General features: G+C 75.4%; 19 protein-coding genes. 12 read left to right on the top strand and 7 right to left on the bottom strand.

The genetic code is table 11. The annotated features are described in order from the left end of the window. The first annotated feature begins 1 nt into the window (after position 1). Positions 2–1915: an AMP-dependent synthetase/ligase gene (locus IF129_RS06350; RefSeq protein WP_191208485.1), complete on the top strand. Its 1914-nt coding sequence runs from the start codon at positions 2–4 to the stop codon at positions 1913–1915. 56 nt (positions 1916–1971) lie between these two features. On the opposite strand, the gene IF129_RS06345 is transcribed toward IF129_RS06350, so the two are convergent. Then, the gene (locus IF129_RS06345) at positions 1972–2205 is read right to left on the bottom strand and encodes a hypothetical protein (protein WP_191208484.1); all 234 of its coding nucleotides are present in this window, start codon (positions 2203–2205) and stop codon (positions 1972–1974) included. 199 nt (positions 2206–2404) lie between these two features. On the opposite strand from IF129_RS06345, the gene IF129_RS06340 reads away from it, so the two are divergent. After that, positions 2405–2827: an HIT family protein gene (locus IF129_RS06340; protein ID WP_191208483.1), complete on the top strand. Its 423-nt coding sequence runs from the start codon at positions 2405–2407 to the stop codon at positions 2825–2827. Positions 2828–2836: 9 nt separating this feature from the next. On the opposite strand, the gene IF129_RS06335 is transcribed toward IF129_RS06340, so the two are convergent. The 3 genes from IF129_RS06335 to IF129_RS06325 are packed head-to-tail and all read right to left on the bottom strand — an operon-like array spanning position 2837 to position 6216. After that, the gene (locus IF129_RS06335) at positions 2837–4402 is read right to left on the bottom strand and encodes an ATP-dependent DNA ligase (RefSeq protein WP_191208482.1); all 1566 of its coding nucleotides are present in this window, start codon (positions 4400–4402) and stop codon (positions 2837–2839) included. A 55-nt stretch (positions 4403–4457) separates the two neighbouring features. After that, positions 4458–5192 (bottom strand): ABC transporter permease, encoded by a 735-nt coding sequence (locus IF129_RS06330; RefSeq protein WP_191208736.1) that lies wholly within the window; start codon positions 5190–5192, stop codon positions 4458–4460. A gap of 37 nt (positions 5193–5229) precedes the next feature. Then, a complete protein-coding gene (locus IF129_RS06325) occupies positions 5230–6216 on the bottom strand; it encodes an ATP-binding cassette domain-containing protein (RefSeq protein ID WP_191208481.1) in 987 nt (328 codons plus the stop codon). Positions 6217–6314: 98 nt separating this feature from the next. Here IF129_RS06325 and IF129_RS06320 point away from each other — a divergent pair, with 98 nt between their 5' ends. The 6 genes from IF129_RS06320 (at position 6315) to IF129_RS06295 (ending at position 12695) form a co-directional block, all read left to right on the top strand. Further along, positions 6315–7085 (top strand): TetR/AcrR family transcriptional regulator, encoded by a 771-nt coding sequence (locus IF129_RS06320; RefSeq protein WP_191208480.1) that lies wholly within the window; start codon positions 6315–6317, stop codon positions 7083–7085. Beyond that, the gene (locus tag IF129_RS06315) at positions 7072–7563 is read left to right on the top strand and encodes a DUF309 domain-containing protein (protein ID WP_191208479.1); all 492 of its coding nucleotides are present in this window, start codon (positions 7072–7074) and stop codon (positions 7561–7563) included. Before IF129_RS06320 ends, IF129_RS06315 begins: the two co-directional genes overlap by 14 nt. A gap of 422 nt (positions 7564–7985) precedes the next feature. Beyond that, positions 7986–8540, top strand: a complete 555-nt coding sequence (locus IF129_RS06310; protein ID WP_191208478.1) for a hypothetical protein — start codon at positions 7986–7988, stop codon at positions 8538–8540. Positions 8541–8620: 80 nt separating this feature from the next. Continuing rightward, positions 8621–10021, top strand: coding sequence for a hypothetical protein (locus tag IF129_RS06305; RefSeq protein ID WP_191208477.1), 1401 nt, complete (start codon positions 8621–8623; stop codon positions 10019–10021). Beyond that, a complete protein-coding gene (locus IF129_RS06300) occupies positions 10018–11121 on the top strand; it encodes a DUF917 domain-containing protein (protein WP_191208476.1) in 1104 nt (367 codons plus the stop codon). The genes IF129_RS06305 and IF129_RS06300 overlap by 4 nt, the downstream gene beginning before the upstream one ends. Next, positions 11118–12695 (top strand): helix-turn-helix domain-containing protein, encoded by a 1578-nt coding sequence (locus tag IF129_RS06295; RefSeq protein ID WP_191208475.1) that lies wholly within the window; start codon positions 11118–11120, stop codon positions 12693–12695. Before IF129_RS06300 ends, IF129_RS06295 begins: the two co-directional genes overlap by 4 nt. Here the strand turns inward: IF129_RS06295 and IF129_RS06290 are convergent. Together IF129_RS06290 and IF129_RS06285 are read right to left on the bottom strand one after the other, a co-directional pair. After that, on the bottom strand, positions 12684–14417 hold the full coding sequence (locus IF129_RS06290) for a hydantoinase B/oxoprolinase family protein (protein ID WP_191208474.1): 1734 nt from the start codon (positions 14415–14417) through the stop codon (positions 12684–12686). The genes IF129_RS06295 and IF129_RS06290 overlap by 12 nt on opposite strands. Then, complete coding sequence (locus IF129_RS06285; protein WP_191208473.1) at positions 14414–16456, bottom strand: hydantoinase/oxoprolinase family protein; 2043 nt, start codon at positions 16454–16456, stop codon at positions 14414–14416. The genes IF129_RS06290 and IF129_RS06285 overlap by 4 nt, the downstream gene beginning before the upstream one ends. Before the next feature lie 503 nt (positions 16457–16959). On the opposite strand from IF129_RS06285, the gene IF129_RS06280 reads away from it, so the two are divergent. The 4 genes from IF129_RS06280 (at position 16960) to IF129_RS06265 (ending at position 20374) form a co-directional block, all read left to right on the top strand. Next, positions 16960–17538 (top strand): hypothetical protein, encoded by a 579-nt coding sequence (locus tag IF129_RS06280; RefSeq protein ID WP_191208472.1) that lies wholly within the window; start codon positions 16960–16962, stop codon positions 17536–17538. Then, positions 17535–18749, top strand: coding sequence for an MAB_1171c family putative transporter (locus tag IF129_RS06275; protein ID WP_191208471.1), 1215 nt, complete (start codon positions 17535–17537; stop codon positions 18747–18749). Before IF129_RS06280 ends, IF129_RS06275 begins: the two co-directional genes overlap by 4 nt. 105 nt (positions 18750–18854) lie before the next feature. Next, entirely contained in the window at positions 18855–19838 is a 984-nt protein-coding gene (locus IF129_RS06270) for a DNA-binding protein (RefSeq protein WP_191208470.1), read from the top strand. Then, positions 19835–20374: a DUF3574 domain-containing protein gene (locus tag IF129_RS06265; protein ID WP_318153583.1), complete on the top strand. Its 540-nt coding sequence runs from the start codon at positions 19835–19837 to the stop codon at positions 20372–20374. Before IF129_RS06270 ends, IF129_RS06265 begins: the two co-directional genes overlap by 4 nt. An 89-nt stretch (positions 20375–20463) precedes the next feature. Here the strand turns inward: IF129_RS06265 and IF129_RS06260 are convergent, their stop codons facing one another. Next, positions 20464–21024, bottom strand: a complete 561-nt coding sequence (locus IF129_RS06260; RefSeq protein ID WP_191208469.1) for a hemerythrin domain-containing protein — start codon at positions 21022–21024, stop codon at positions 20464–20466. Between the last annotated feature and the right edge of the window lie 118 nt (positions 21025–21142).

Below are 21142 nucleotides of genomic sequence, written 5' to 3'. Positions count from 1 at the left end.
CATGGGCGTACGCAAGGACCTGAAAGCAGCGAGCAGCCGCCGCGACCTGGCCACCCGGGTGTCGGTCGACGTCATCCGCGAGGGGGGCGTCGTGCGGGAGGCCCGCACGTCCCCCTTCGCCACCGCGCCGGTCGCCGGGAGCACGGCCGACATCCCCTTCACCAACGCCCGTGAGGCGCCCGACGCCGTCGTGGTCAAACGCAGGCGTGGGAAGACCTGGCACCCCGTCACCGCCGCCGAGTTCGCCCGGGAGGTCACCGGCGTGGCCAAGGGGCTCGTCGCGGCCGGTCTGCGCCCCGGGGACCGGATCGCGGTCATGTCCCGGACCCGCTACGAGTGGACGCTCCTGGACTTCGCGATCTGGGCGGCCGGCGGGCAGAGCGTGCCCGTCTACGCGACCTCCTCCGTGCACCAGGTCGCCTGGATCCTCCAGGACTCCGGCGCCCGGTTCGCCGTCGTGGAGAACGCCGAGAACCGGGAGACCGTCCTGACGGCCGCGCGCACGTTCGGCGGCGACCCGCGCGTGTGGCGGTTCGACGCGGGGGCGGTCGCCGAGCTCACCGAGGCCGGCCGGGACGTCCCCGACGACGCCGTCACGAAGCGCCGGTCCGCCCTGACCCCCGACACGGTCGCCACGGTGTGCTACACCTCCGGCACCACGGGCCGTCCCAAGGGGTGCGTCCTCACCCACGGCAACCTGCACGCCGAGGCGCACAACACCGTCCAGCTCCTGCACCCGGTCTTCCAGGCCGTCACCGGGCAGACGGCGTCGACCCTGCTGTTCCTGCCGCTCGCCCACATCCTCGGCCGGGTCATCCAGATCGCCTGCATGACGGCACGCATCGAGGTGGGCCACTGGCCGAGCATCACACCGGACGAACTACGGCCCGAACTGCGCAGGTTCCGCCCCACGTTCGTCGTCGGCGTCCCCTACCTCTTCGAGAAGATCCACGACACCGGGCGGGCGACGGCCGAGCGGATGGGACGCGGCTCCTCCTTCGACCGCGCCGACCGGGTCGCCGTGCGGTACGCCGAGGCGGCCATCGACGAGTTCCTCGGCCGGGGCAAGGGCCCCGGGCCCGGCCTCACCCTCGCCTGGGGCCTCTACGACCTGCTCGTCTACCGACGTGTGCGCAGGGAACTGGGCGGCCGGCTGCGGTACGCGATCAGCGGCGGCTCACCCCTGGACCGCGACCTGAACCTCTTCTTCGCGGCCAGCCGCATCATGGTCTACGAGGGCTACGGCCTCACCGAGACGACCGCCGCCGCCACCGTCATCCCGCCGCTCGGGCCCCGCCCCGGCACCGTCGGGCAGCCGGTCCCCGGCACCAGCGTCCGCATCGCGGACGACGGCGAGGTGCTCATCAAGGGGAGCATCGTCTTCACGTCCTACTGGAACAACGAGGCCGCCACCCGCGAGGCCCTGAACGACGGCTGGTTCGCCACCGGCGACCTGGGGGCCCTCGACGAGGACGGCTACCTCACCATCACCGGCCGCAAGAAGGACATCATCGTCACCCGCGGCGGCAAGAACGTCTCCCCGGCCGTGCTGGAGGACCGACTGCGCAGCCGCCCGCCGGTGGCGCAGTGCGTGGTCGTCGGGGACGACCGGCCGTGCGTCGGCGCGCTCATCACGCTCGACCCCGAGGCCGTGGAGCACTGGCTCGCCGTCCGCAAGCGGCCCCGCGACACCCCCTTCGCCGTCCTGCGCGAGGACCCCGAACTCCTCGCCGACGTCGGCCGGGCCGTCGACCACGCCAACGAGGCCGTCTCCCGGGCGGAGTCCATCCGCACCTTCCGGCTGGTGGAGGGGGAGTTCACCGAGGAGAACGGGATGCTGACACCGTCGCTGAAGGTCAAGCGGCAGGTCGTCCTCGCCCGCTTCGCCGAGGAGGTCGACGCCCTCTACGGCTGAGCGCCGGGTGTCCGGCCGTCAGGCGCCCGCCGGCGGGCCGGGCGGCCGGTCCGCCGTCAGGCGTGGTCGACGAGCTGGGCGTGGCCCTGGACGCGGGCGCAGTGCGCACAGCAGAAGAACCGGCCGTCCGACTGGACCCCGTGTCCGAGGATGCGGCACGAGCAGTTCTCACAGATGGGCGCCATCCGCTGGGCCATGCACTCCAGGCTGTCGAACACGTGGACCGCGCCCTGCGCGTGCACCTCGAAGGACATGTCGTACTCGTTGCTGCACACTTCGCACACGGCCACGGCTGCTCACTCCCACGCTGTTTCGACGGTGGCGGGTCCTCACGACGCCCGCCGCCGGGCCAGCATCGCCCCCGCCGGGCGGGCGCGGTCCCGCGACGCGAGGGGCCCGTCCGTCCGGCCGACCCGGGATCACCCGCGCGGACGACGCCGGTACCCCCGGCCGTGGGCGCCGCACCCGACGACACGCTTGACTGGGGGCATGAGCTGCCTCTTCTGCGCCGTCGTCGCCGGACGAACCCCCGTGCACCGGGTCTTCGAGGACGAGGTGGCCGTCGCGTTCCTGGACCACCGGCCGGTCTTCCCCGGCCACGTGCTCGTCGTCCCGCGCGACCACCACGAGACGCTGACCGACCTGCCGACCGATCAGATCGGCCCCTACTACCTGCGGGTGCGCCGGATCGCGGGCGCGGTCGAGCGGGGGATGCCGGCGGCGGGCACGTTCGTCGCGGCCAACAACCGGGTCAGCCAGTCCGTGCCGCACTTCCACACGCACGTCGTCCCGCGCAACCGCAAGGACGGGCTGCGGGGCTTCTTCTGGCCGCGCACCCGGTACGCGGAGGACGCCGAGGCGGCCGGCGTCGCCGCACGGCTGCGCGCCGCCCTGGACGCGGACGGGTCGTGACGGTGCGTCTCAGGACCTCCCGGGCTCCTCGCGGCCGTGCAGGGCCCGCACGGCCGCCACGGTGTCGGCCTCCTCCGGCCGTTTGTCCTCCCGGTACCGCAGGACCCGCGCGAAGCGCAGCGCCAGCCCCTCCGGGTAGCGCGACGAGCGCTGGACGCCGTCCAGGGCGATCTCCACGACCAGTTCCGGGCGCACCCGCACCCCCCACGGCTCGTGCGCCACGGCCAGTTCCGACAGCCGTTCCGTCTGCCAGGCCAGCAGGGCGTCCGTCAGTCCCTTGAAGGTCTTGCCGAGCATGGCGAACGTGCCGTCGGCGCGGCGTGCCCCCAGGTGGAGGTTGGACAGGGTGCCGGTGCGCCGCCCGTGGCCCCACTCGGCGGCCAGCACCACCAGGTCCAGGGTGTGCACGGGCTTCACCTTCAGCCAGGCCGCACCGCGCCGCCCGGCGCTGTAGGGGGAGTCGAGGGCCTTGACGACGACGCCCTCGTGGCCCCGCTCCAGCACGTCCTCGGTGAAACGGCGGGCCTCGGCGCGCTCGCGGTCGTCCGCCGGGTCGGACACGGCCAGCCGCCGGACGCGTAGCGGCTCGGGGACCACGGCGGTCAGCTCGGCGTGCCGCTCGCGGGCCGGCAGGTCGAGCAGGTCGCGGCCGTCCACGGACAACAGGTCGAAGAAGACGGCGGACAGCGGCAGCGCGGCACGGGCCGTGGCCACGTCCGTGCGGGAGCCGACCCGGCCCGCGACGTCCTGGAACGGTCGTGGCCGCCCCGTCGCGTCCAGGGCGATGACCTCCCCGTCCAGCACCGCCGAGCGGCACGTCAGCTCCCGGGCCGCCGCGACGACTTCGGGGAGCCGGTCGGTGATCTCGTCCAGCGTGCGCGTGTGGACGGCCACGTGGTGGCCGTCCCGGTGCACCTGCACCCGGATGCCGTCCAGCTTCTCCTCGACGGCGCACGGCCCCAGCCGCGTCAGCGCCTCCGCCACGTCCCGCGCGGTCTGCGCGAGCATCGGCTGCACCGGTCGGCCCACGGTGAGCCGGAACCGGTCCAGCGCGCGGGGGCCGTCGGCCAGCAGCGCCTGGGCCACGGCACCGAGCGAACCGCCCAGCATCACCGCCCGCCGCACCCGCACGGCCGCCACCCCGGCCGCCGCCGCCAGTCCCTCGACCGCGAGGGCGTCCAGGGCCCCCTGCCGCAGCTCACCGGTGAGGAGCCGGACGAGGAAGTCCCGCTCCCGCGCGGTGGCCGCGCCCAGCAGCCCGCGCAGCAGCCGCCCGCGTTCGCCCTGGGCCCCCTTGCCGGCGACGGCCGCGATCGCGCCGAGGGCCGCGTCCGTCTCCGCGACGGTCAGCGTCGCCGCCGTCCCGGTGGGCGTCGCCTCCACCGCGTCCCTGAGCGTCCGCCAGCCCACGCCGATGCGCCGCTGCGGCAGCCGTCCGGCCAGATAGGTGACGGCGACCGGGGCCTCGGCCGGCTCGGTGGAGCGGAACAGGTCGGCGAGGAGGGCCACCTTGGCCGAGCGGGCCGAGGCGGCGGCGACGGCGTTCGACGTCCGGGCGAGGTCGGCGAGCAGCATGCGTCCATCCTCACCCGCCCGCCCCCGGGCCGCAGCGCCACGGGGGCGGGCGGCGTCAGGCGGTGCGCCGCCGGAAGGCGAGGGCGCACAGCGGGAGGGCCAGGGCCGTCAGGCCCGCGCTCCACGCCAGCGCCGGCCACAGGGCGTCCCCGACCGGCCGGTCCAGCAGCAGCGCGCGCATCGACTCGATCACGGGGGTGACCGGCTGGTGCTCCGCGAAGCCGTGCAGCCAGCCCGGCATCGTGTCGATCGGTACGAAGGCGCTGCTCGGGTAGGGCAGGAAGAGGATGAAGAACGTGAAGCCCCCCGCCGCCTCGGCGGAGTGCGCGAGCAGTCCCACGACGGCGGCCAGCCACGCCAGGGCCACGACGTAGGCCAGCAGGACGCCCAGGGCGGCGAGCCAACGGGCCGGATCGGCCGTCGGCCGGAAGCCGATGGCGAGGGCGACGGCCAGTACCGCCGCCGTCGCCGCGAGGTTGCGCACGGTGCTGGCGACCACATGCCCGGTGAGGACGGCGGTGCCGCCGACGTCCAGGGAGCGGAAGCGGTCGATGACGCCCTCCGCCATGTCCCGGGTGACGCTGACGGCCGTCATCGACGCGCCGTACCCGGCACACAGGATGAGCACGCCGGGGGCGACGTAGGTGACGTAGTCCCCGTGAGATGCCCCGGTGTCGATGGCGCCGCCGAAGAAGTAGACGAAGACCAGCATCAGCATGACGGGCAGCACCAGGGAGACGAGGACCGCGTCGACGTTGCGGGCGGAGAGCCGCAGGGAGCGGTCGACCATGGTCAGGGCGTGGCCCGCGCCGCGGGCCGGGGCGAACTCAGCCACGGACGGGCTCCTCGCGGTGTGAGCCGGCCGCGTGGGCCGGGGCGGTGGGGGGCGTACCGGTGAGGGTCAGGAAGACGTCGTCCAGGGTGGCTCCGCGCACTTCGAAGCGGGTCACCTCACCGCGCGTGGGGTCGACCTCGTCCAGCAGGGCCCGGACGTGGGCCGCGCCGCCGTCGGTGGCGAGCTCGACGGTGCGGTGTTCCGGGTCGCGGTGGACGGCCCGGGGGCCGAGCGCGCTCACCAGCCGTGTGTAGGCGTCCGCGTCGCGCAGCGCCAGGTGCAGCCGCCGCCCGCCCACGCGTGCCTTCAGCTCGGCCGGGCCGCCCTCGGCGACGACGCGCCCGCCGTCGACGACGGCCAACCGTCCGGCGAGCTGGTCGGCCTCCTCCAGGTACTGCGTGGTGAGGAGGACGGTGACGCCGCCCGAGGCGAGTTCCCGGACGACGTCCCAGAGGGTCTGGCGGCTGCGCGGGTCGAGCCCGGTGCTCGGCTCGTCGAGGAAGACCACCTCGGGAGTGCCCACCAGGCAGGCCGCGATGTCCAGCCTCCGCCGCATGCCTCCGGAGTAGGTCGCGACGCGTCGCCCGGCCGCCCCGCCGAGCGCGAACCGTTCGAGCAGCTCGTCGGCGCGGCGCCGGGCCGCGCGCCGCGGATGACCGGCGAGGCGGGCCGTCAGGCGCAGGTTCTCCGCCCCGGTCAGCATCTCGTCCACGGACGCGTACTGGCCGGTCAGGCTGATCCTCCGGCGGACCAGGGACCGTTCGCGGCGCACGTCCGCGCCGGCGACGACGGCCCGGCCCGCGTCGGCCTGCGCGAGCGTGGCCAGGATGCGCACGGTCGTCGTCTTGCCCGCGCCGTTCGGCCCCAGGAGGGCGAACACGCCGCCGCGCGGGACCGACAGGTCGATTCCCCTCAACACCTCCACGGAGCCGTAGGACTTCCGCAGCCCCTCGGCCTCGACGGCCGTCGTACCACGCATGGTCTCCCCTTCCCCTTCCGCCGCCGCGCCGGGCAGAGCTTATGACATACACAGATGTTTATGCCGTAAACAGTAGTGTGTATGTTAGACACGGGTCCATGGGAGAGCGCAAGGAGACGCCGACGACGGGGCTGCCACCGGGCGTCGAGGCCGCCTGGGGGCTGCGGGAACGGCCCGGCCGGGGGCCGCGCCGGGGGCTGAGCACCGAGCGGATCGTCGGCGCGGGCATCGAACTGGCGGTGGCCGAGGGGATCGAGGCCGTCTCCATGGCCCGGGTCGCCGCGGAGCTCGGCGTCTCCGCCATGGCGCTCTACCGCTACGTCGCGGCCAAGGACGAGCTCATCGTGCTGATGGAGGACGCCGCCGTCGGGCCGCCGCCCGACCCGCCGGAGGTCTCGGGCTGGCGGGCCGGGCTGACCGCCTGGGCCCGGGCGCACCGGGCCGTCCTCCACCGGAACCTGTGGCTCCTGCGGCTGCCGATCAGCACGCCGCCGGCCACCCCCCACTCCGTCGCGTGGATGGAGCAGGGGCTGCGCCACCTCTCCGGGACGGCCCTGGACGCGGGGGAGAAGCTCGGGGTGCTCGGCCTCGTCGGGGGGTACGTGCGGACGGAGGCCGCCCTGACGGCCGACCTCGCCTCCGCCGCGCGCCGGTCGGGCGGCACCGTGGAGGACGCCTCCGCCGCCTACGGCCGCCTGCTCGCCCGGCTGGCCGACCCCGAACGGTTCCCCGAGGTGCGACGGGTGGTCGACTCCGGGGTGCTGACCGCCGGACCGCAGGCGGAGGACGAGGAGTTCGAGTTCGGCCTCGCCCGGGTCCTGGACGGTGTCGAGGTGATGGTGAGGGAGCGCGGCGATGCGGGATCGTGACGAGGAGGGCCGGGCCCGAAACGCCCGGCCCCGCGACGGGCTCGGTCGGCCGCTGCCGTACGGAGCGCCCGGCGTCGAGCGGCAACCCGAAGGCGTCGTGCGGAGCCCGGGGGAGTCCCTGACGGAGGCCCAGCGACTGCTGGACCGGGGCAGGCCGTTCCACGCGCACGAGGTGCTGGAGGACGCCTGGAAGTCCGGGCCGGAGGGCGAGCGGGAGCTGTGGCGGGGTCTGGCCCAGCTGGCCGTGGGGGTGACGCACGCCGCCCGGGGCAACGCGGTGGGCGCCGCGGCGCTGCTGCGCCGGGGCGCGCGCAGCGTCGGCCCGTACGCCGCCGAGCCCCCGCACGGGGTCGACGTGGCCGGGCTCGTCGCGTGGGCGGAGGCGCTCGCCGGGGAGCTGGGCGCCGCCGGAGCCGTTCCCCCGGCCGCTGCGATCGCGCCACGACTGCGGGGTCCGAGCGGCTCGTTTCGGCCGTGACGGGAGCGCGCGCCCGGCGCCCTATGGCGTCCGCGTGGCGCCGGTCACGGAATGCGGGCGCGGCTTCGCGCTGTGTGCAACCGTCGGTAACCCATCGACATGCTGCGCTCATGTCCGAGGCAGGGGCGGCGTGGCCCGGTGAACCGTGCGCGGGGCACAGTGCGCCGAGGGGTGACTGTGCACGGTGCACAGGGGCAACCTGTGGTGCCCCACTAGCGTCCCTTGCGACCGTGTACCACGTCACGCAGCGCCCCCGGCCGACCGACCGGGGTCCGGTGCTGTGCTCGCCGCTGGGGGGCAGCCATGCAAAGGATGGTTGAGCTGTCAACATACAACCGTCCCTGTCGGGATGGAAGAGGTGTACCCCGGACGGGGGGAGCGTCCGAGGCCGTTCACCGGGTCGCCGCGCGAGGGGAGCGACCATGATCGACGCCGTCCGGTTACCGTGGCTCGTCAGTTTCGGTGAGACCGCACCGCCCGAACTGAGCAGACATCAGGGGAGCGTGGTGCAGGCGCCCCGCCGCAGCGCCGTGGAGTCGCTGTCGACGATGCGTCAGCAGGGCTTTCCGGTGGGAGCGGTCCTCATCTGCCTCGTGCACGAGCTCGCCCACGTCCCCATCGGCCCCGACGACGGACCCTGGCAGTGGCCGCCGCCCAGCGCCCTGTGCCGGCGGCGCACCACGCGGTGCGGCTCCCCCGACGGCGGCGGGCCCGACTACCGGCCGTGCGCCGCGCGCTTCTGGCTGCTGCCGCCCGAGGGCGGCGACCTGCTCACCGACGGCGTCGCCCTCTACGACACGCTCTGCCGGGTCCGCTCACTGCGCAGGCACGGTGCGGACCGGTTCGCCGCGACCCTCCCCACGGAGGCCCCGCATCCGGAAGAATCACCACCGGAAGCCCATCCGTCACCTTACGCACCGCAGGAACCACACCCACCGCAGGAGGCGGCCGACCTGTACTACCGCTGGACTTCGTGAGCGAACCGGCCGCCCCTCCTCGGCGCCGCGCGCTCCGCACCACGGCAAGCACAGCACCACGCACCGCACGAAGGGAACGCATGCGCATCGGGGTCCGGCTGGGCACCCGGGAGATCCACGCCGCACTCCTCGACGGCGAACGGATACTCGGTGCGGCGACCGCGCCGCTCGACGTCTTCGCCCCCCTCGGTCCCCGGGAGACGGCCGAACGGGTCCTGCGCACCCTGGTCGCCGCCGCGCCGTCCGGGGTCGACTCCGTCACCTGGGACGTCGCGGACGTACTCGAAGCCTCCCTCACGCGGACGACCGCCCCCGGACCGGAGGGTGAGGCTCCGGCGGCCCGCGTCGCCTCCTGGCTGCCCCGCGCACGGCCCGTCGCCGCCCTGCGGCTGGTGCCCCGGCCGCCCGCCGTGGCCGGGGCGGGCCGCCATCCGGCCGCGCTGATCCGCTCGCTCGTCGGCTGGCGCGGCACCGCGCCGGGTGGCCACGACCTCTTCGGCACCGAACTCGCCGAGGCCGACGTGCGCGCGGCCCAGCGGTGCGCGGACGCCGTCACCGAGGCCGGGATCTCCACCGTCGCCGTCACCGCCACCGGGGCCACCGCCTGCGCCGACCACGAGGTCCGGGCCGCCGCCGCCATCCTGGAGCGCCACCCGGACCTGCACGTGTGCCTCTCGCACGAGACGGGCGGTCTCGGCCTCCTGGAACGGGAGGCCACCACCGTCGTCAACGCGGCCCTCCTCGCCCCGGCCGACCACCTCATCGCCTGCTGCGAACTGACCACCGCCGCCCTCCCCGGCGGGCCGGCCTGCTGGTTCGCCACCGGCGACGGCGGACGCGTCTCGGCCCGCCGACTGTGCTGGCTCCCCGTCCTGGGGCTCGGAGCCACCGCGGCCACCGCGCTCGTCGCCGCGGCCCGCCAGTCCGGCACCGCCGACGCGCTCGTCGTCCTCGTCCGAGACGGCACCGTGACCGTCGGTCAGGTGCGGGACGGGCTGCCGCACGTGGAGGCCGACCTGCCCGGAGTGGGCGGGGTCCGCGTGGTCACCCCGCAGCCCGTCCTGACCGCCGCGCCCGTCCGCAGCCCCGGCACGACGCTCACCGCCGTCCGCAGCCGCCACACCGCCGACGTGGTGGCGGCCCTCGACGCGCCGGGCCGGGAGACGGCCGAGGAGATCGCGCGGCTGGCCGGGCGCGGCACCGTGCTCCTCACGCCCGAGGCCGACCTCGCCGCCGCCGGCGCGGCGGGCACCGAGCCGGGCGCCTGGCTGGACCTGCTCGTGCCGGTCGGCACCGGGCAGACGCTGGAGGAGGTCCAGAGCCAGGCCGAACACCGCGCGCTCGCCCTCGTCGCCGCCCACGGGGCCGAACCCGGCACGGCCGCCGTGGTGCGCTCCTCCGCGACGGCCGTGGGGTACCTGAGCATCTACCGGCTCCAGATCCGGGCCGGCAGCCGTCCGGGAACGGAGGCGCGACGGTGAGCCCCGAGCCGCTGCGCCACATCGCAGCCGCCGACCTGCCCGTCCTCGTCGCCGGGAACGAGCTGCTCAGCTCCGGCCGGGGCGCCGCGGGGCTCGACGGCCTGACGGTCTGCGTCGCCGCCCTGCTCGAACAGTACGGCCCTGTGCCGCTCGTGCCCCTGGACGCGCTGCCGCCCGAGGCGCGGTGCGTCGCCGTCGGCGCCGTCGGGGGGTTCGCCCCCCTGATCGAACTTCCCTTCAGCGGAGACGAGTTCGCCGGAGCCGTCCGAGCCCTGGAGGACCGCGTCGGACACCGCTTCGACGCGGTCGTCGCCCTCAACTCCGCCGGCCCCAACGCCCTGGTGCCCCTCGCCGCGGCCGCCGCCCTCGGGCTGCCCCTGGTCGACTGCGACGGCATGGGCCGTATCCTCCCGCTCATCCACCAGACGACCTACGCGCTCGCCGGACTGCCCGTCGGCCCGCTCGCCGCCATGAGCGCCGCCGGGGACGCCGTCGTGCTCGACACCTCCACCGCCCGGGCCGACCGGCTCCTGCGCGGCGTGGTGGACGCCTCCGGCGGACTGATGGCCTGCGCCATGTACCCGGCGACGGCGGCCCGGCTGCGGCACGCGGCCATCCGCGGGGCCACCGGCCGCATCATGCGGATGGGTGAACTGCTGACCACCCAGAACCGCCACGCCGCCGTCCTGGCCGGACTGGCCCGCACGGTCGGGGCCCGGCTGCTGGCCAGCGGCCGGGTCGTCGCGCTGGACCTGCCCGGCCCCACGGCGGGAGCCCGCCGGTACCCGTCGATGCCGACCAGCATCGTCGTCTCCGACCCGGCCACCGACGGCCCCGTGGTGCGGCTGGAGGCCCAGAACGAGATCCTGCTGGCGCTCGTCGACGGCGCCGTCGTCGCGGCCGTCCCCGACGTCGTGTGTCTGCTGGACCGTCAGGAGCTGCGGCCGGTGGGCCTGGAGGGCGTCGCCGTCGGGGACCACGTCGACGTCCTGGTCGTCCCGGCGGCACCCATGTGGCACACCCCCGAAGGACTCGCGCTCGCCGGGCCGCGCGCCTTCGGCTTCCCCGTGCGTCATCCCAACGAGGAGGGCAACCGATGAGCCCTAGCCGCCCGTCCGGCCCGCTGACGGTGGCCGAACTGGTCCGCTTCGGCCCGCTCAGCGGCGCCCAGGTACGCGCCGGCAGCAGGCTCGACCGGCCGGTGACGGGCGTCAGCCTCATCTCCGACCTCGACCAGGCCCGGCGCTGCGCCCCCGAGACCGCCATGGTCCTGCACCCGGCCGCCGCGCACGGCAGCTGGGCGCTGGAGGCGGCGATGCGGTTCGCCTGGGAACGCAACGCCTCCTGCGTGGTCGCCCCGGCCTCCGTCGCGGTGACCGGCTCCACCCCGCAGCTCGCCGAGCGGCTGCGGATGCCGCTGCTGTCCGTCGCCGATCCGGCCCGGCTCGCCCTCGACCTCGCGGTCGCCGTCGCCGACACGGAGGCCGCGAGAGCCCGGCTCATCGCCCGGTGCGCCGTGCTGTTCAGCGAACGGCACAACCTGCGCGACATCGTCGGGGCCATCAACGCCGAGGTGCCCGGCGCCCTGGTCGCGCTGCTCACCCAGGAGGGCCACCTGCTGGCCGGTCGGGCCGCGGCGGGCCGGGGCGACGATCAGACGGGCGCGCACGACCGGCGGGTCCGCGTACCCGTGCCCGGACCCGACGGAGGTCCGTGGGCCGTGCTCGTCGCCCAGCTCACCGAGGCGTCCCCCTCCTGGGCCGACACGGTCACCACCATCCTCAAGCTCGCCCGGTCCTCGATCACGGCGGCCGGGGCCGGACTCCGGATGTCCCTCTCCCACCAGGCCGGACGGGACCGCCTGCTCCTGGAGACCCTCCTGCGCACCGGGCCCGGCTCCGCCCCGACCGCGCCACCGCCGCCCGGCGGGGCCGTCGGCGAGGAGCCCGGCGCCGTGGAACCGGAGGCCGAACAGCTGGCCCGGGAGGCCGGCTGGCCCGTGGACGGACGGCACGTGGCGGTGCGGCTGCGCCCCGCCGAGCCCGCCGCGGCCGACCTCGACGGCGCGGCCGCCGGCGTCATCGCGGCCTGGCAGACGGGCCGGTTCGCCGCGCCGCTCGTGCCGCAGAACGGGGGCTGGACGACCTGGTTCACCGGCACCGAGCCGGGACAGGTGTCCCGGCTCGTGGGGCGCAGGCTCGCCCAGGCGCGCATACCGCTGCCCCTGACGGCCGGGGTCGGCGAGCCGGGGGAGGGGCTGGACGGCCTGCGCGACTCCGTGGCGCAGGCGGAGCTGGCCGCCGTCGCGGCCAGCCGCCGCGCCCCGGGCACGGTGGAACGGTACGCCGAACTGGGGCCGCGCGCCGTCCTCGCCCACCTGCCCGTCGCCGAACTCGCGGCGGCGGCGCGCACGCTGCTCGCCCCGCTGCTGGCCGACGCCAAGGCCGAGGTCCTGCTCGTCACCCTCGCCGCACTCCTGGACTGCGCGGGCTCCACGGGGCAGACGGCGGCCCGACTCGGCGTCCACCGCAACACGGTCCTCGGCCGCCTGGAACGCATCCGGGCGCGGGGCGTCGACCCGGACGCGCCGGACGGCCGCCTGGCGCTCCACCTGGCCTGCCACGCCCTGCTGAGCACCGAGCCGTTCGCCACCGGACGGCCGTCAGCCCTGTGACGCGCCCGGCGTCCCCCCGGCGGACGCGTCCGCCACCCGTCCGTACGTCGCCGCCGCGTGGGCGGGGGAGACCTGGCCGTCCAGCACGTCGGCCCGCACGGCCCCCGGATCGCGACCGGCGGGATCGCCGTACCCGCCGCCGCCACCGGTCATACAGCGCACGACGTCCCCGGCGCGCAGCGCCACGCCGTTGCACTTCAGCATCCGCCGCTCGTCGGGGCGCCCCGGGTTGACCACCACCTCGGGCGGCACGGCGTCGTGGCCCCCGGCCAGTCCCCAGGCGGGCGTCACCGAGCGCTCGAACCACAGCGACACGGTGCAGTCGGCGAGCGCCACGTACTCCCGCACCACGCCGTTGCCGCCGCGCCAGCGCCCCGCTCCCCCGGAGTCCGGACGGATGCGGTACCGCGTGACGCGCAGGGGGTAGCGGGCCTCCAGGACCTCCACCGGCAGGTCCTTGAGCGAGCCGTTGACGTTGTTGATGAGGGCGTCCTGACCGTCGCCGCCGCGCCATGCGCCCCACCCGCCGAGCGTGGCCTCCAGGCTCACGTAGGGGCGCGCGACCCGGGGGTCGGTACCGGCGAACATCACCACCATGGAGTCGCCGTGGCTGGCCGCCGCGACCCGGTCGGGCAGCACCGGCGCCAGGGCCTTCGCCACCAGGTCGATGAGCAGCCCCAGGTGCGAGAAGTACCACTGGCAGGCGGCCGGGGGAAGCGCCCCGAAGACGGAGCCCTCCCGGACCCGGACCGCCAGCGGCCGGAAGGAGCCGCCGTTGCCGGGCACGTCCGGGCTGACCAGCAGCTTGTACCCCACTCGGCACGCCGAGACGGCCTGGGCCGCACCGCAGTTGACCGGCCCGGTGGTCTGGTCGGCGGACTCCGTCACGTCGAACTCGACGTCGGAGCCGGAGACGGTGATCCGCAGCCGCACCGGGACGGGGGTGGCGAGGTCGATGCCGTCGTTGTCGAGGAATCCCTCGGCGGTGTAGACGCCGTCGGGGACGCCCTCGATCACGGCGCGTTCGAGGCGTTCGGTCTGACGGAAGATCTCGTCGCGCGCCGCGCGGAGCGTCGCGAGCCCGAAGCGCGCGACGATCTCCGCCAACCGCCGCTGCCCCGTGCGGACCGTGGCGACCATGGCGTTCATGTCGCCTGTGGTGGGGTAGGGGAAGCGCACGTTGGTGGCGATGGTGTCGAGCACCCCGGGGACGTCCGCGCCGCCCTCGACGAGCTTCTGCGGGCCCATGCGCAGGCCCTCCTGGAAGATGCTCACGGAGTCCATCGACCCGCCCGGGTCCTTGGAGCCCACGTCGATCCAGTGGGCCCGGGTGGCGGTGAAGCCCGCCAGCTCCCCCTCGACGAAGACCGGGCCGAAGATCGTCACGTCGTTGAGGTGCGTGCCGCCGAGATAGGAGTCGTTGAGGATCCAGACGTCGCCGGGCCGCCACACCGAGCGGCCGAAGCGTTCCTCGGTGGCCCGGGTGCAGCTCTCCAGGTTGCCCAGGAAGATGGGCAGCCCGGCCGACTGCCCCAGCACCTGGTGCTCGTCGTCCAGCAGCGCCACGACGCAGTCACCGCACTCGTAGATGATCGGGGTGTAGGACGAGCGCATGAGCGTGGCGTTCATGTCGTCGGCGGCGGAGATGACGGCGTTGCGGATGATCTCCACGGTCACCGGGTCGACGGCGTCCTCCGGCCCCGCGGCGGTGGTGGGCCTCATTCCCGCTCCCCGGTGACGACGAGTGCGCCGGAGCTTTCCACCGCGACCCGGTGGCCGGGCGGGACGACGGTGGTGGCGGTGTCCTCGGTGATGACGGCAGGTCCGCCGAACGTGTGGCCGGGGCGGAGGTCCGAGCGGGCCACGACGCGCGTCCGGTGCTCGCGCCCCGCGAACACGACGGCCCGCTCGGCGGCGGGGACGTCCGCGTCCTCGGCCGGCGGCAGCACCTCGGGCCGCAGCCGGCCGAGGTCGCCGAACGCCGTCACGCGCAGCGCGGTGAACTCGATCGGAGCCCCCGGGTTCGCGTGCCCGTACCGGCTGCGGTGCACGGTGGCGAAACGATTCGCCACCGTGGTCCGGAAGTCCGCGTCCAACGGCTCCCGGGGACCGGTGAGCGGCACCGTCAGGGTGTACTCCTGCGCCGCGTAGCGGATGTCGACGGCCGCCTCGGCCCGCCGCGCGTCCTGGGGGACGCCCTCGCTGTCCAGCGAGGCCAGCGCCCGGTCGGTGACCTCGCTGAGCCGCGCGGCCAGGGCCGCGCCGTCCAGGTCGGCGTCCAACCGGAAGTACGGTTCGGCGAAGTCCCGCCGGATCTCGGTCTGGAGCATGCCCCAGGCGGAGAGCGCGCCGGGGAACCGCGGCACCACGACCTCCTCGATCCCCAGCTCCCGGGCGAGGAAGACGCTGTGCATCGGCCCGGCACCACCGAAGGCGACGAGGGTGAAGCGGCGCGGCTCGATGCCCCGGGAGACCGTGATCGTGCGGATCGCCTGCGCCATCTTGGCGTTCGCCACGTCGCAGACGCCCTCGGCCATCGCCCGCGTTCCCAGCCCCAGGGTGCCGCCGAGCCGTGCGAGCGCCGCGGTGGCGGCGCGGGTGTCCAGGGGCAGCCGGCCCCCGGCGAAACCCCGCCCGTCGACGCGGCCCAGCACGAGGTTGGCGTCCGTCACCGTCGGCTCGCTCCCGCCCCGGCCGTAGCAGACCGGACCCGGATCGGCGCCCGCCGAGCGCGGGCCGACGCGCAGCCCGCCCGCCTCCGTCCGCGCGACCGAACCGCCGCCCGCGCCGATGGTGTGCAGGTCCACCACGCTCATCAGAATCGGCAGGCCCTCCAGCCGGGCCTCGGCCGCCACGTCCGGGCGGCCGTCGACGACCAGGGACACGTCGAAGGACGTCCCACCCATGTCCACGCAGACGAGGTCCGGCCGGCCCAGGAGACGGGCCAGCTCCACGCCGCCCATCGTGCCGCCGACCGGACCGGACAGCAGGGTCTGCAGGGGCCTGCGGCGTGCCGACTCGGCCGTGATGACGCCGCCGGAGGACTGCATGACGTGCAGCGGCGCCGTCACCCCCCGCGCGGCGAGCGCTCCCGTCAGACCGGTGAGGTAGCGCCGCACCACCGGGCCGATGTACGCCTCCGTCACCGCCGAGGAGGTCCGCTCGTACTCCCGCCACTCGTTGGCCGCCTCGTGGGACAGGGAGAGCGTCAGATCGGGGCCCAGCTCCTCCAGGAGGATGTCGCGGGTGCGCCGTTCGTGCGCGGGGTTGACGTGGCTGAACAGGTAGCCGACGGCGACGGCCGTGAATCCCCCGGTGCGCAGGCGCGTCGCCGCCGCGCGCACGGCGGCCTCGTCCAGCGGCTCGATCTCCCGCCCCTCGGCGTCGATCCGACCGCCCACCGGGACGATGTCCCGCAGCGGCACCAGCGGGTCCGGCTTGCGGTAGTGGAGGTCGTACAGCCGGGTGCGCGGCCCCCGCGCGATGTGGTACGTGTCCGCCGCGGCCGCCGAGGCGAGCAACAGCACCCGCGCGCCACGCCGTTGGAGGAGGGCGTTGAGGCCCTGCGTCGTCCCGTGCACGAGGAAGGAGATGTCGGCCTCGGAGTCCACGACGGCCCCCAGGGCGCTGAGCACCCCCTCGCTGAGGTCGCCGGGCGTGGTCGAGGCCTTGGCCGCCCGGTAGCGCCCGGTCCGTGCGTCGTGGACGACGACGTCGGTGAACGTGCCCCCGATGTCCATCGCCACCCGTAAGTCACCCATCAACGTCCTCGCCGTCGGTTGCCGGTGGCCTGACGGGCCCAGGCTAGGCCAGCGGGAACGCTCCCGGGCCGGAACGCCCCGATCCGCCCTCGCGGCGCGGATCCGGGGGAGCGTGCCGCCCGCACCCGGCGGACGCCTCCCGCCAGGCCGCGTAGTCCACGAGCGCGGCCCATTCGGGGTCGACCCGTCCCGGAACGGTTCGTCGTGCCGCGGCCCACTGCTGTCGCAAGGCGCTGTAGATGGGCGTGGTGCCGGGTGGGGGAATCGTTTCGTCAGCGGCGGGGAGCGGCGGGGTCCGCAGCGCCCGCCACGCGGAGCCGGAAGGAGCGGAGCCGGAAGAAGGCGTCATATGACGCCAACGTCCCACCCACGGGTGAGGTCACGCGGCGCGGGCAGGGGTGCCCGGGAGAGTGACGACGCCACTACTCTTGACTCACACGGGCCAACCCGAGGAGTCCGCCCCCCACCGCCCGGCCACCGGGTCCTCACCCACGGAGTACGTGATGAACGCCGCCTCTTCCCGCCCGAACGCGCGGCAGCGGCGAGGCCGTCACCTCAAAGCCCTGCGCCGGGGATGCGAGGACATCCTCACCGCGCTCGACGTCGGTGACCCGCCCGACGTCTTCGCCCTCTGCGCGCAGGTGGGCCGCAGCCGCGGCCGCTCCGTGCGCACCGCGCCCGTGGACCTGCGCGACTCCGGGGTCTACGGGCTCTGGATCGCCACCCACGAAGCCGACTTCGTGCTCTACGAGGCCCGTACCAGCCGCCTCCACCAGGAGCACATCGTCGCCCACGAACTCGCCCACATCCTCTGCGACCACCACGGCGGCGGCGACCTGGACGACGCGACGATCGGCACCCTGTTCCCGCACCTGGAGCCGTCCACCGTGCGCGGCATGCTGGGGCGGTGCGGCTACCTGGCGGCCGAGGAGCAGGAGGCGGAGGTGATGGCCTCCATGCTGCTCACGCGCGTGCGGCGCCGGCCCGCGGAGGCCAGTTGGCCCGTGCCCGCCGAGGCGGCGCAGACCCTCGCCCGCATCGAGAACGTCGTCGGACCGGACGTCCAGGGGGAGCGACCGTGACCACGTTCTACCAAGTCCTCTCCTGGGCCTGCGCGCTCGGCGGTCTCGTCGCCCTGCTCTACAAGCTGCCCGCCCTGCCCCGGCACCGCGGCGACGTCGCGTACCTCGCCCTGTGCCTGTACTTCCTCTGTTCCAGCCTCAGCTTCTTCGTCGAACTCGACCAGATCCGCGACGACATCGCCCGGCTGCTGCACTACCCCAGCATCACGACGTTCCTGTGCCAGGCCGCCGTGGTCGTCCTGACGGCCGCCCAGCAGGTCGTCCTCGTGCACTGGTCCCACGCGCCGGAGCGGGCACGGACGAAGGCGCGCAACAGGACGCTCGGGTACGCCGCGGCCCTCGCCGTCCTGGCCGTGCTCTTCTTCTTCGTCAACCCGCCCGGCCGGCACGGCTCGGCCGAGGTCGTCGTCCTGATCAACCTGGAGAACCCCGGCTACGCCGCCTACTTCGCCTTCTACCTCGCGATCTGCGCCGTCGGGCAGGTCGAGACCGTGCGGCTGTCGCTGCGCTACGCGCAGATCGCGCACCGCTCCTGGCTGCGTTCGGGCATGTGGGCGGTGGCCGTCGGCGGCTCGCTCATCCTCGTCTACTGCCTGACGCGGTACCTCCAGATCGCCGGCCTGTACACCGCCCTCCCCGAACCGTGGCCCGACCTGTACTGGATCGCCGGGAGCATCGGCTCGCTGCTCCAGGTCTTCGGCTGGACCGTGCCGTCCTGGGGGCCCCGGCTCTCCGAAGCGGTCCGGTGGTGCGGCCACTACCGCTCCTACCGGCGGCTGCGTCCGCTGTGGTGGGCCCTGTACCGGGCCCACCCCGGCATCGCTCTGGACGACCCGCCCTCGCGGCTGTACGACCTCGTCCCCCGACGCGACCTGGAGTACCGGCTCTACCGGCGGGTGATCGAGATCCGGGACGGCCAACTGGCCCTGCGTCCCTACATGGACCCCACCGCGCTCCGGCAGGAGGCCCGGCGGCTCGGCCTGCCGGAGGCCGCCCCGTCGACGGCCCACGAGGCACTGCTGCTCCGGGGCGCGCTCGACGCCCGGGAGGCGGGTGCGGCGCCGTCCGGTGGTCCGGTCGAGGCGTTCACGCACGCACCCGACGGCGACATCACCGAGGAGATCGCCTGGCTGACCGAGGTGGCCGGGCACTTCCGCCGCCTTGCCGGGCACCGCACCCCGGCCGGGGACCGCGCCCCGACGGGTTCCTGAACGGCCGTCCGGCCCGTACGGTCCCCCTGCCGTTCCCGTTCGCCCGCCCCGCCGCCACGAGGGCACGAGGGCACGTACCACTCCCGGCACCGAAGGAGCCCGCCCATGGAGCCCGGCAGACCGCCGCTGACGGCGGAGGAGTTCGCCCGCCGCGTGCGCGCGGCCACCGGTGCCGTGCTCGCGCTGGAGGCCCGCGCCGGCGCGGTGGCGGCCGGCCCCGAGGCCGCCCGCCGGGCCGGCCGCGCCCTCGCCCTGCGGCGTCACCTCGGCGACCGGGCCGCAGAGCCCGGCGGCGGGGCGGACGCGGCGCTGGCCGAACTGGCCCAGGTCGCGGGGTGGCTGCTGTTCGACGCCGAACGGCACCGGGCGGCACACCGGTTCAGCCGACTGGCCCTGACCCTGGCGCGCGGCTGCGGCGAGCGATCCGTGGAGCACCTCGTCCTCGCGACCCTGAGCATGCAGGCCGCGCACCTCGGCCGTCCCGACGCGGCCCTGCGCCTCGCGCGGGACGTGCTGGACGGACCCCGCCTCCCCGCGCGGGTCGCCGCCGTCTTCCGGCTCCGGGAGGCCGGCGCGCACGCCCTGGCCGGGCGGCGGCCGGACGCTCTGCGGGCCCTCGGCCGGGCCGGCGCCCTCGTCGCGGAGGGCCCGGGGCCCCGCGACCCCGCCTGGGCGTGGTGGGTGGACGAGGACGAGGTCGCCGGACACGCGGGCCTCGTCCACGCCGGGCTCGGTGCGTGGGGCCGGGCCGTCGACACCCTCACGGCGGCGCCCGGCGCCCCGGCCGGGACGACGGGGTTCCGGGCGCTGTTCGACGCCCAGCTCCTCACGGCCCAGCTGCGCGCGGCGGCCTGGCACGACGCGACGGAGCTCGCCACCCGGCTCAGCGGGCACGCGCACGTCATCGGATCGGCCCGCGCGACGACCCTGCTGGAGCGGGCCGCCCGGACGGCCGCCGCCGACCCGCGCCCGCCCGGACCGCTGCGGGACGCCGCGCGGCACCTGTGGACCACCCTGCCGTCACCGTACGACGGCGGGACGTCGGGCCCGTGCCACACGGGTCCCGCAGAAGGGAGCCCGCTCACGTGAGGAGCACCTCCGGCGCGTCACCGCGCCGACCGCACGGAACGACCGCCAGGACCGCCATGGCCCTGGCCGCACTGGTCACCAGCGCCTTCGCCCTCCTCCTCGTCGCGCTCGACCGGGAGGGGAGCGGGGCCGTCCTGCCCGCCCACACACCGGCCGCGCAGACGGCGGACGTCGCACCGGCCGCCGGGCGCGGCCGGGAGCGGGGGGACCGGTACCTGGAGACGCGGCTGTTCTTCGGGACCGGCCGCCACCACGGGAATCCGCCCATCACCGAGGAGGAGTTCCACGCGTTCCTGGACCGCGAGATCACCCCGCGCTTCCCCTCCGGCCTCACCCTTCAGGAGGGGTACGGACAGTGGCGCGACCGCGAGGGCGACATCAACGGCGAACGGTCCTACGAGCTGATCCTGCTCTACCCGGCCGACACCGCGCGGCGCAGTGACGCGGCGATCGAGGAGATCCGCCGGGCCTACACCAGCCGCTGGGACCTGGAGTCCGTGGGCCGGGTCGACCACTACGTGCGCGTCGACTTCTGACACCGCCTCACCGCACCTCCCCGCGTGCGACGGCCGTGGCACCCGATCTCCCCGCCGGGGACCGGGTGCCACGGCGCCGGGCCGCCGCCTCAGGGCCGGCCGCGGCCCGAGAGGGCGTCGCGCATCCGGTCGACCATGCCCGCCGCCGGCCCGAGCAGCTTGTCGCCGGGCGGGGTGTCGGGGGCCGAGGGGTGCGGGCGGGTGGGCGCGGTCCTCTTGGCCCGCCGCACCTTCTCGCCCAGCTCGTCCAGGACGTCGGGGGTGGTGGAGGCGCGCAGGGCGGGGAAGAGGTTCTGCTCCTCGTCGGCCACGTGCCTGCGGACCTCGTCCATGAGCCGGGACATCAGCCGGTCGAAGTCCGCGTCCCCGGGTTCGCTGCCCTCCAGGTCCTTGAGGATCCGCTCGGCCTCGGCGTGGTCCGCGAGCTCCCGGTCCGCGATGCGGTCGCCGCCGGGCACGTACCTGCGCACGGCCGGGTAGAGGTACTCCTCCTCGGCGACCGAGTGGCGCACGAGCTCGATGGTCACCTGGTCCGCGTAGTGCTTGCGTCCGCCGTCACCCTTCGGCAGCGCGTCGATGCGGCCGAAGAGCTCCTCGACCTCGCGGTGGTCGGTGGTGAGCTCGTCGATGACGTTTCCGCCGTGACCCATGGTGGGCCCTCCTTGACCGGGGCTGTGAGACGTGAACGTGCCGGGGCCCTGCCGGGCCCGAAGCGCGGCGGGTTCCCCGGCGTGCGCCGTGTCAACCCCGCGGTGGCGATCGTTTCGG

The organism is Streptomyces chumphonensis (assembly GCF_014779715.1).
Classification (GTDB): domain Bacteria; phylum Actinomycetota; class Actinomycetes; order Streptomycetales; family Streptomycetaceae; genus Streptomyces; species Streptomyces chumphonensis.
Note: the sequence above shows the minus strand (reverse complement) of the source record. Positions and strands in the feature narration are given on the sequence as shown.

Bases quoted from the DNA above. Each gene is read 5' to 3' on its own strand.
- IF129_RS06270 (WP_191208470.1), top strand. From the start codon at position 18,855: ATGGAGCCCGGCAGACCGCCGCTGACGGCGGAGGAGTTCGCCCGCCGC.
- IF129_RS06340 (WP_191208483.1), top strand. From the start codon at position 2,405: ATGAGCTGCCTCTTCTGCGCCGTCGTCGCCGGACGAACCCCCGTGCAC.
- IF129_RS06335 (WP_191208482.1), bottom strand. From the start codon at position 4,402: ATGCTGCTCGCCGACCTCGCCCGGACGTCGAACGCCGTCGCCGCCGCC.
- IF129_RS06310 (WP_191208478.1), top strand. From the start codon at position 7,986: ATGATCGACGCCGTCCGGTTACCGTGGCTCGTCAGTTTCGGTGAGACC.
- IF129_RS06330 (WP_191208736.1), bottom strand. From the start codon at position 5,192: ATGGTCGACCGCTCCCTGCGGCTCTCCGCCCGCAACGTCGACGCGGTC.
- IF129_RS06305 (WP_191208477.1), top strand. From the start codon at position 8,621: ATGCGCATCGGGGTCCGGCTGGGCACCCGGGAGATCCACGCCGCACTC.
- IF129_RS06280 (WP_191208472.1), top strand. From the start codon at position 16,960: ATGAACGCCGCCTCTTCCCGCCCGAACGCGCGGCAGCGGCGAGGCCGT.
- IF129_RS06295 (WP_191208475.1), top strand. From the start codon at position 11,118: ATGAGCCCTAGCCGCCCGTCCGGCCCGCTGACGGTGGCCGAACTGGTC.
- IF129_RS06290 (WP_191208474.1), bottom strand. From the start codon at position 14,417: ATGAGGCCCACCACCGCCGCGGGGCCGGAGGACGCCGTCGACCCGGTG.
- IF129_RS06320 (WP_191208480.1), top strand. From the start codon at position 6,315: ATGGGAGAGCGCAAGGAGACGCCGACGACGGGGCTGCCACCGGGCGTC.
- IF129_RS06285 (WP_191208473.1), bottom strand. From the start codon at position 16,456: ATGGGTGACTTACGGGTGGCGATGGACATCGGGGGCACGTTCACCGAC.
- IF129_RS06315 (WP_191208479.1), top strand. From the start codon at position 7,072: ATGCGGGATCGTGACGAGGAGGGCCGGGCCCGAAACGCCCGGCCCCGC.
- IF129_RS06325 (WP_191208481.1), bottom strand. From the start codon at position 6,216: ATGCGTGGTACGACGGCCGTCGAGGCCGAGGGGCTGCGGAAGTCCTAC.
- IF129_RS06350 (WP_191208485.1), top strand. From the start codon at position 2: ATGGGCGTACGCAAGGACCTGAAAGCAGCGAGCAGCCGCCGCGACCTG.
- IF129_RS06260 (WP_191208469.1), bottom strand. From the start codon at position 21,024: ATGGGTCACGGCGGAAACGTCATCGACGAGCTCACCACCGACCACCGC.